We start from the raw sequence: 8,327 nt of genomic DNA, 5'->3' as shown, positions 1-8,327 counted from the left end.
CGTCCGGGCCGAGCGCGGCGCCGCCTTCACCGTTTGTGATGTCCAGCCGCCGGCCGAGGTCGTCGGGGGCTGATCTTGCTGTCTGAATCACTGGGGAGGCTGCCATGAAGTCGATATCCGCCGCCGCGTTGCTCGCCGCCGTCCTGTTCGCCGCGCCGGTCCTGGCCCAGGACGTGGGCGGCCCGCCGCCGCCGCCCGCCCCGACGCCGGAGACGACGATCGCGGCCACCGAATGGCGCGCCGTGCCGGCCGAGAACCTGCTGGTGATCGACACGACGCGGGGCCGCATCCTCGTCGAGCTGTTTCCGGAGGTGGCGCCGCTGCACGTCGAGCGGATCAAGCTGCTGGCCCGGCGGGGCTTCTACGACAATGTGTCGTGGCACCGGGTGATCGACTGGTTCATGGCCCAGACGGGCGACCCCCTGGGCAACGGCGAGGGCCAGAGCCCCTATCCCGACCTGGTCGCCGAGTTCACCTTCCGCCGCGATCCGGCCATGCCGTTCGCGGCCGTGGCCGAGCCGACCGGCGCGCGGCTGGGTTTCTTCCATTCGCTGCCGATCCAGACCCAGCCCGACTCGGCCTTCGCCCAGACCGGCGACGGCAAGGTGCACGGCTGGGGACTCTACTGTCCCGGCGTCGTCGGCATGGCGCGCGACGTCGGCAACGACACCGCCAACAGCCAGTTCTTCATCATGCGGCAGGCCTATCCGGCGCTGGACAAGCGCTACACCATCTGGGGCATGACCGTGGACGGGCTGGACGTCGTCCGGACCCTCCAGGTCGGCGACGGCGAAAACGGCATGATGGCCCAGGCCCAGCCGGACCGGATGACCCGCATGCGCGTGGCCGCCGACATCCCCGAGGCGGAACGCCCCGCGGTGCAGATGCTGGCGACCGACTCGCCGCGCTTCCGGGCGCTGGTCGAGGCGGCCCGGACCGCGCGCGGAGCCGACTTCTCGGTCTGCGACGTGACCCTGCCGGTGCAGGTCGTGAACTAGGTCACCGGCGCCGGCGGCGTCGCCGGGGCCGGCGTTCCTCGCGCATCTTCTGCAGCAGCAGGCCTTCGCGCAGACCGCGGTCGGCGACCCGGACGCGCTCCGACGGCCAGGCGCGCTGCACCGCCTCCATGATCGCCGCCCCGGCCAGGACCAGATCGGCGCGGTCCGGGCCGATGCAGGATTCGGCGGCGCGCCCTTCCGGCCCCAGCTGCATCAGCCGCTCGGCGGCTTTTTCGCAATCGCCGCGCGTCATCCACAGACCGTCGACCAGATTGCGCTGATAGCGCCGCAGGCGGAGGTGGATGCCGGCGAGGCTGGTGATGGCGCCGGAGGTGCCGACCAGGTGCGCCCGTCCGGCGGCGAAGACCTCGCGCAGGGCCGGATCGATCGGCGCCCGCGACAGGGCCTCGCCCATGTCGGCGACCATGGCCTCGTACCAGACGGTGATTCCCTCGGGCGTCGCGCGCGGCGGCTCGGGATGGCGTTCGGCCAGGGTGACCACGCCGATCGGCGCCGACATCCAGCCCTCCAGCACGAAGCCGGCGCCCGTCTGCTTCAGCCAGCTCAGTTCCGTGGACCCGCCGCCGACATCGACGACCAGCACGGCCTCGGCCGCGTCATCGAACAGGTTCAGGCAGCCCTCGACGGACAGCCGCGCCTCCTCGACCGGGTCAATGATGCGCAGACGCAGGCCGGTGCCCTCCCGGACCCGCTCGATGAAGGCGGCGCCGTTGTCGGCCTGGCGGCAGGCCTGAGTCGCGACGGCCATCAGCCGGGTCGATTCAACGCCCTTCTTCGCCACCCGTTCGCCGCACAGGACAAGGGCCTCATAGGCCCGCTCCATGGCCGCGTCGTCGAGACGCCCGGTGCGCGACAGGCCTTCGCCGAGGCGGACGATGCGGCTGAAGGAATCGACCACGCGGAAACCGTCCCGCGCCGGGCGGGCGATCAGCAGGCGGCAGTTGTTGGTCCCGAGGTCGAGCGCCCCGTAGAGGGGCGGCTCCCGACCTGATGCGCCGGTCCCGTCGGAGGCGCCGCTGCGGGCGCGCTGGCCGCCGGACCCGGAACGCTGGGACCGGGGAGCGCCCGTGGGCGCGCCGATCTCCGGCATGGGCCGAACTTTCACGGTGGGCGGTCCGAAACGGCGCCCGTCCCGCGCAACCTAGACCCCCAGCCGCACCCGCGCCAAGGCGATGTGACGGGAAAATGAACGAACCGGCGGCCATATCGCTCAGGTTGGATGGCGCACTCTGGCGTCATGACTGATGAAATCGTCGCCAAATTTGGTCTCGGCCAGATCGTCCGCCACCGCCAGGCCGCCTTTCGGGGCGTGGTGATCGACGTCGACCCGGTGTTCGCGGGCCAGCCCGGAGATACGGGTGAGATCTCGCCGGACCAGCCCTTCTACCAGGTGCTCGCGCTCGGCGCGGAGGGCGGCTTCGTCGCCTATGCGCCCGAGGACGCGCTGGAGCACGATCCCGAACTGTCGTCCGTCGCCCGCGAGGCCGAGACCCGCTGGTTCACCGTGGACCGCAAGGGACGGTACGCGCCGAAGTCGCACGCCATCCACTGACGCTGGCGCCTCGGCCGCCCCCCGCCTAGATTGGGGGCAAGGGACCGTCAGAGTCCGGGTTGAGCAGGAGCGCCTTCATGTCCGATTTCGAGCACGTCTTCGAAACGCCGCCCGAGGGCGCGGCCGCGGACTGGACCATCCCGCAGGACTGGTCGGCCTATACGGACGTCGAACACCGCACCTGGGACACCCTCTACGCCCGCCAGATGAAGATCCTGCCCGGGCGGGCCGCCGACGTCTTCCTCAAGGGCCTGACAGCGCTGGACCTCAACACCGGCGGCATTCCCGATTTCGAGACCATGAACCCCAAGCTGCAGGCCCTGACCGGCTGGACCGTGGTCTGCGTGCCCGGCCTGGTGCCCGACGAGGTGTTCTTCGATCATCTGGCCAACCGCCGCTTCCCCTCGGGCCAGTTCATCCGCAAGCCGGACCAGCTGGACTATCTGCAGGAGCCGGACATCTTCCACGACGTGTTCGGCCATGTGCCGATGCTGACCGACCCCGACTTCGCCGCCTATATGGAGGCCTACGGCAAGGGCGGGCAGCGGGCGGCTTCGCTGGGCATGCTGCAGAACCTCGCCCGGCTGTACTGGTACACGGTCGAGTTCGGCCTGATGCAGGACGAGGGCGGCCTGCGCATCTATGGCGCCGGCATCGTCTCCTCGGCGACCGAGAGCGTCTTCGCCCTGGACGACCCGTCGCCGAACCGGCTCGGTTTCGACCTCGAGCGTGTGATGCGCACCCTCTACCGGATCGACGACTTCCAGCAGGTCTATTTCGTCATCGACGACATCGAGCAGCTGAAGCTGGAGACGCTGCAGGATTTCGGTCCGATCTACGAGCGGCTGAAGGGCGCCGAGGCCATCGCCATCGACGCCATCCTGCCGTCCGACCGGGTCTTCACTCGCGGCACCCAGGCCTATGCGGCCAAGGGCGGGCGTTTCGCGGCCTGAGGCTTCACTCCAAGCAGCAGGCCCGACCAGCCCGAGCGGCGCGCGACTTCATAGGCCAGGAAGCAGGCCGCGAAGGTCGCCGCGATCAGAATGCCCGCCTCCGCCGCGAGCGGAAGGCGCAGCTTCGCGAGATGGTGACCGACCACGACGATGGCGGTCTGGTGGACGATGTAGAAGGGGAAGACCCCGATCGTCAGATAGCGCAGCACCGGCCCGCCGCGGTTCAGGTGTCTCGCGCCGAAACCCAGGATGGCGGCGATGAAGGCCCACTGGTCCGCCGCATAGACGATCCGCATGGCCCGGCGCAGGGCGTCGGCGGGCATGGCGTCCTCGGCCCGGTATTCCCAGGCGTAGCCGGCCCAGGCCGCCCAGGCGGCGAGGGCGAGGATCAGCGCCGGCCAGCGCAGTCGGATGAAGCCCTGGCGCAGGGCCTCGGACCGGGCCGTCAGAAAGCCGAACAGGAAGGCGCTGAACGACAGGGCGTGATTGTACCAGTCGTTGACCAGATCGTGGGTGATCTCGAAGCGATAGGCGAGGCCCCAGCGGACCGCCGCGAGGAAGACGATGGGCCAGATCAGCAGCCCCCAGCCCTTCAGGCCGCGCTCCAGCAGGCCGCCGAAAGCGCGCAGGCGACCGGAGGACAGGGCCAGAAGCCCCGCGAGGATCAGGCTGTAGACCAGCAGATAGGCCACGAACCACATGTGGTTCCAGGTCGGGGTGACGAGGCAGCCGCCGTCGGGCCCGCACCAGTTCCCCGAGGCGGTGGCGTAGCGGGTCCAGAAGTCGGCGGTGAAGGCGTTGTGGTAGGCGTCGGCCTGCGGCGCCAGACGGCCGACGGCCTCGACGATCTCGTAATAGCTCTGCGGCGGCACGATCACGAACATGGCGAACAGCAGGGGCGGCAGCAGCCTCAGGGTCCGCGATCCGGCCAACCGGCCCGCGCCGACACGGCCGTCGCGGGCCAGGCTGTCGGCGAGGAAGCGGGTGGCCGCCCCCGAGACCAGGAACAGCAGGGTCAGCCGCCACGGATTGGTCAGCTGCATGATCGGCTCCAGCGCCTCGATCTCGTGGCCGGACTTCACGTGCCAGTCCCACGGCACGTAGAACATGCCGACGTGATACAGAATCAGCAGCAGGAAGGCCCCGACGCGGATCCAGTCGAGGTCGTGGCGGCGGTCCGGCGAGGGGGCGACAGAGAGGGATGACACGGGCGGGAACTCCATGAGCGACGACGTTTCGCGATCGTCGGCGCCCGGCGCGTCGGGACAAGGTCGGCGGGACCGGCGGCCTGCGGCAAGGGATGGGCGCGGCGTCTCCGGGACGGGCGGCGCGCCTCGCGGGACGGGCGGCCTGCTGGAAGGCGCTCTGGATCGCCTGCGCGACGTCGAGACCCGGGACCTGATGATCGGCGCCCTGGCCATCGCCGCGGGCGCCGTGGCGGTCACCGTGGTCAATTCCCTGACGGTTCAGGTCGACCATCCCGATGTGAGCGCCTGGGAGCCTTGGGTCTGGGAAGGCACCAGCGCCGTTGTGGTGGTGCTTCTGGCCTGGCTGCCCTGGATCAGCACCGCCGCCGCGCCGCCGGAGATGGTTCGCGACGGCTGGCGCGCCCGGGCCGCCTTCGCCGGCGCGCATCTCGCCGTCGCGGCGATCTGGAGCGCCCTTCACGTCGTCGGCATGATGAGCCTGCGCCTGGCCATCTATGGTCTCGCTGACGCCGGTCCCTATGAGCCGGGCCCCGCCGGCGAGGTCTATCTGTACGAGTTCCGCAAGGATCTGCTGAGCTACGCCGCCTTCGTGGGCCTGTTCTGGATCCTGCGGCGGCTGCGCCGGACAGAGCGGACGACCCTGCATCCAGTCAGTTTCGACATCCGCGACGGGGCCCGCATCATCCGCGCGCCGGTGGGGGAGATCCTGGCCGTGTCCTCGGCGGGCAACTACGTCGAATTCTGGCTCGCCGACGGACGCCGGCCGCTGATGCGCGCCACCCTGGCCGCCATCGAGGTGGAGCTGGAAGCCTATGGTTTCGTGCGGGCGCACCGGTCGTGGCTGGTGAACGGCGCGCGGGTCACGGGACTGGAGCCGGACGGTTCAGGCGACTGGACGGTGGAACTGGGCGAGGTGCGGGCCCCGCTGTCGCGGCGGTTCCCCGAGGCGCTCGCCCGGCTCAGGGGCTAGCGTCCGAGGGCCTTGCCCATCCGGACCAGAGGCACCGGGGCGCCGCCGCGGTCGTCCTCGAATCGTTCGATCTCGCGATAGCCGGCGGCGCGGTACAGCGGCTCGCCGCCGAGGGTGGCGACCAGTTCGGCGCGGTCGTAGCCGGCGGCGCGGGCGGCGTCCTCGCACAGGCCGAGGATCATCCGGCCGACGCCCCGGCGCAGGAATTCCGGGGCGGTGTACATGGCGCGGATGCGGGCGGCATCGACGCCGGGCGTCAGCGGCGCGGGCTCGCGGCCGGGGGTGTGGTCGCCGCCGTATTCGGTGATCCGGCCGCTCCAGCCGCCGCAGCCGGCCATCACGCCATCGCTCTCGACGATGACATAGGTCCGGTCGGCGATGATCTGGCTGTCGATGCCCATCAGCCGACGGCTGGCGGCGATCTGGTCTGGCGTCAAGAAGTCGGCCAGCGGGCCGGTGATGGCGCGGTCCATCAGGGCGACGAGGACGGGAATGTCGGCCTCGGTGGCGATGCGGTGGGTCAGTTGCGCCATAGTTCGAGAGTTCCGAGGACGTGGACCCCGGCGTAGACGAGGACGATGGCCGAACTGACCCAGGCGAAGGTCCCGACCGGCGCCCCCGTGACCATCAGGGTCGGGATATAGCCGACCGCCCGCACGACGTAGACAGCCGTGATGGCCAGCAAGGCCAGTTTGAGCAGGGGCAGGCGCGGGATCAGTCCGGCGCCCGAGAAGGCGAACGCCGCCCAGATCGCCAGCACGGCGGCGATGCCGAGAGTAATGAGGGCGGCCTTCGGAGAGCCCTGCTCGGCCAGTCGCACCATGCGCGGCCCGGCGCCGAAGACGTCGTACCAGCGGGGGCCGCCCAGGATGATGGCCAGGTGCGCCAGCGATGCCGCAGCGCTGAGCGCGCCGCCGACCGCGAGCCACGGGTTGGCGGTCACTCGCCAACTCGCTGGAAGGGATAGAAGCCGGCGCCCAGTTCGAGGATCGAGGTCAGCTCGTCGAGGGCGCCGCGGCTCTCGTCGAGCAGGGCGGGATCGGCGAGGTCGGCGGGCGTCAGCGTGTCGCGGTACCAGTTGGCGGCCCAGATCGACAGGCGGGCGTGGAGCTCGTCGGTCATCTGCATGGCCGGGTTGGTCGCGGTCAGCTCGGTCTCGGTCAGGGCGACGCGCAGGCGCAGGCAGGCGGGGCCGCCGCCGTTGCGCATCGACTGGCGCACATCGACGTATTCGACCTTGCCGATCGGGCCGTTGGAGGCGGCGAGGGCCTCGGCCACGGCGTGGCTGCGGGCGTTGTCGCGGGTCTCGGTGGGGCAGATCAGGGTCAGGCGGTCCTCGCCCGGAATCCGCACCAGCATGGAGTTGAACAGATAGCTGGAGATGGCGTCGGCCAGCGGCAGGTCGGCGGAGGAGACCTCGACGAAGATCGGCTCGAACCGGTCGCCGGCGGCGGCGCGGATGGCGGCCTTGGTCGCCGCCGTGTCCTCGAAGGCGAGGTCGTGAAAGAACAGGGTCTCCAGCGCGCCGACGCAGACCACGTCGTTGTGGAAGGTGCCGCCGGCGATGGCCGCGCTGGACTGGCGCGCCAGCACCACGCCGGACGCGCCGTGGCGGCGGGCGATGGCCTCGGAGGCCTCGCGGGTCTGGCGGGCGGGGTATTGGCCCTGCCAGTGCTCCCAGGCCTCGCGGCCCCAGACCAGCAGGTTGACGCCGGGCTCGCCGTGGTCGGCGCACAGGCGCACGTGGTTGGCGGCGCCCTCGTCGGCGAGATGGGCGACGGAGGGCAGGGCGTCGTGGACCGCGAACCGCTCCGGATCGGGGAACAGGGCGTCCAGCGCCCGCTTCGTCTGCGCGTGCTCCAGCGAGCGGTGCAGGTTGGTGACGAGGTTGGCCGGGGTGAAGTGGACCCGACCGTCGGCGGCGTCGGCGCTGGGCGTCACCGTGGCGGCGTTGGCGGCCCACATGGGCGAGGCCGAACAGGCGGCGGCGGCGAACGACGGCGCCTCCTTCCACGCCCGCTCCAGCACCTGCGCATCGGAGCCTGCGAAGCCGAGCGAGCGCAGAAAGGAGATGTCAGGCCGCTCGTGCGGCGGCAGCACGAACTGCGGCAGGCCGAGGTCGGCCAGCCGCTTCATCTTGTCGAGGCCCTGCAGCACGGCCGCGCGCGGGTTGGACGCCTCGCCCTTGTTCAGGCTGGAGGCGAGGTTGCCCGGCGACAGGCCCGCATAGGAATGGGTCGGTCCGATCAGACCGTCGGCGTTGGCTTCGACGGCGCGCGAGCTCACGCCCGTAGCCCCTTTATCTCACTCTCGATATTCTTCACCGCCCCGGCCTCGAAACTGGCCACCGGATAGGCGCAGTAGTCGGCGGCGTAATAGGCCGACGGGCGGTGGTTGCCGCTGGCGCCGAGGCCGCCGAAGGGCATGTCGCCGGCGGCCCCCGTGGTCGGGCGGTTGAAATTCACCACCCCGGCGCGGATGCGGCGGATGAAGCGGTCCCAGTTGGCCGGGTCGTCGCTGACCAGGCCGGCGGACAGGCCGTAGCGGGTGGCGTTGGCCTCGGCGACGGCGGCGTCGAAGCTGGCGACGCGCGTCACCGACAGGAAGGGGGCGAACATCTCCTCG

General features: G+C 70.9%; 10 protein-coding genes. 4 read left to right on the top strand and 6 right to left on the bottom strand.

Annotated features, from left to right (window positions below):
* The first annotated feature begins 104 nt into the window (after positions 1 to 104).
* Positions 105 to 998: a peptidylprolyl isomerase gene (locus RDU12_RS09120; protein ID WP_308684480.1), complete on the top strand. Its 894-nt coding sequence runs from the start codon at positions 105 to 107 to the stop codon at positions 996 to 998.
* Position 999: 1 nt separating this feature from the next.
* Here the strand turns inward: RDU12_RS09120 and RDU12_RS09115 are convergent, their stop codons facing one another.
* A complete protein-coding gene (locus RDU12_RS09115; RefSeq protein WP_300291506.1) occupies positions 1,000 to 2,109 on the bottom strand; it encodes a Ppx/GppA phosphatase family protein in 1,110 nt (369 codons plus the stop codon).
* A gap of 147 nt (positions 2,110 to 2,256) precedes the next feature.
* On the opposite strand from RDU12_RS09115, the gene hspQ reads away from it, so the two are divergent.
* Complete coding sequence (hspQ, locus tag RDU12_RS09110) at positions 2,257 to 2,571, top strand: heat shock protein HspQ (protein WP_300291504.1); 315 nt, start codon at positions 2,257 to 2,259, stop codon at positions 2,569 to 2,571.
* Positions 2,572 to 2,648: 77 nt separating this feature from the next.
* Positions 2,649 to 3,524 (top strand): phenylalanine 4-monooxygenase, encoded by an 876-nt coding sequence (gene phhA, locus RDU12_RS09105; RefSeq protein ID WP_300291501.1) that lies wholly within the window; start codon positions 2,649 to 2,651, stop codon positions 3,522 to 3,524.
* Here phhA and RDU12_RS09100 read toward each other — a convergent pair.
* Positions 3,491 to 4,732 carry an acyltransferase family protein gene (locus RDU12_RS09100; RefSeq protein ID WP_300291499.1) on the bottom strand — a complete coding sequence of 414 codons (1,242 nt, stop codon included), beginning with the start codon at positions 4,730 to 4,732 and terminating at the stop codon, positions 3,491 to 3,493. The two genes, phhA and RDU12_RS09100, sit on opposite strands and share 34 nt — an antisense overlap.
* A gap of 13 nt (positions 4,733 to 4,745) precedes the next feature.
* Here RDU12_RS09100 and RDU12_RS09095 point away from each other — a divergent pair, with 13 nt between their 5' ends.
* A complete protein-coding gene (locus tag RDU12_RS09095) occupies positions 4,746 to 5,702 on the top strand; it encodes a LytTR family DNA-binding domain-containing protein (protein ID WP_308684479.1) in 957 nt (318 codons plus the stop codon).
* Here RDU12_RS09095 and RDU12_RS09090 read toward each other — a convergent pair.
* The 4 genes from RDU12_RS09090 to RDU12_RS09075 form a co-directional block, all read right to left on the bottom strand.
* Entirely contained in the window at positions 5,699 to 6,235 is a 537-nt protein-coding gene (locus RDU12_RS09090; RefSeq protein ID WP_308684478.1) for a GNAT family N-acetyltransferase, read from the bottom strand. The genes RDU12_RS09095 and RDU12_RS09090 overlap by 4 nt on opposite strands.
* Positions 6,223 to 6,645 carry a hypothetical protein gene (locus RDU12_RS09085; protein ID WP_300293519.1) on the bottom strand — a complete coding sequence of 141 codons (423 nt, stop codon included), beginning with the start codon at positions 6,643 to 6,645 and terminating at the stop codon, positions 6,223 to 6,225. The genes RDU12_RS09090 and RDU12_RS09085 overlap by 13 nt, the downstream gene beginning before the upstream one ends.
* Positions 6,642 to 7,988 carry an N-succinylarginine dihydrolase gene (gene astB, locus RDU12_RS09080; RefSeq protein ID WP_308684477.1) on the bottom strand — a complete coding sequence of 449 codons (1,347 nt, stop codon included), beginning with the start codon at positions 7,986 to 7,988 and terminating at the stop codon, positions 6,642 to 6,644. Before astB ends, RDU12_RS09085 begins: the two co-directional genes overlap by 4 nt.
* A partial coding sequence (locus RDU12_RS09075) for an aldehyde dehydrogenase family protein (protein WP_308684476.1) occupies positions 7,985 to 8,327 on the bottom strand: 343 nt, incomplete at its 5' end. The genes RDU12_RS09075 and astB, both read right to left, overlap by 4 nt.

Origin of the sequence: Brevundimonas sp. (assembly GCF_031082345.1) — a bacterium.
Taxonomy (GTDB): domain Bacteria; phylum Pseudomonadota; class Alphaproteobacteria; order Caulobacterales; family Caulobacteraceae; genus Brevundimonas.
This window is presented reverse-complemented; position numbering and strand designations above follow the sequence as displayed.

What these genes read in the sequence shown, in the direction of transcription:
- RDU12_RS09120 (WP_308684480.1), top strand. Translation starts at nt 105, where the DNA reads ATGAAGTCGATATCCGCCGCCGCGTTGCTCGCCGCCGTCCTGTTCGCC.
- RDU12_RS09115 (WP_300291506.1), bottom strand. Translation starts at nt 2,109, where the DNA reads ATGCCGGAGATCGGCGCGCCCACGGGCGCTCCCCGGTCCCAGCGTTCC.
- hspQ (WP_300291504.1), top strand. Translation starts at nt 2,257, where the DNA reads ATGACTGATGAAATCGTCGCCAAATTTGGTCTCGGCCAGATCGTCCGC.
- phhA (WP_300291501.1), top strand. Translation starts at nt 2,649, where the DNA reads ATGTCCGATTTCGAGCACGTCTTCGAAACGCCGCCCGAGGGCGCGGCC.
- RDU12_RS09095 (WP_308684479.1), top strand. Translation starts at nt 4,746, where the DNA reads ATGAGCGACGACGTTTCGCGATCGTCGGCGCCCGGCGCGTCGGGACAA.
- RDU12_RS09090 (WP_308684478.1), bottom strand. Translation starts at nt 6,235, where the DNA reads ATGGCGCAACTGACCCACCGCATCGCCACCGAGGCCGACATTCCCGTC.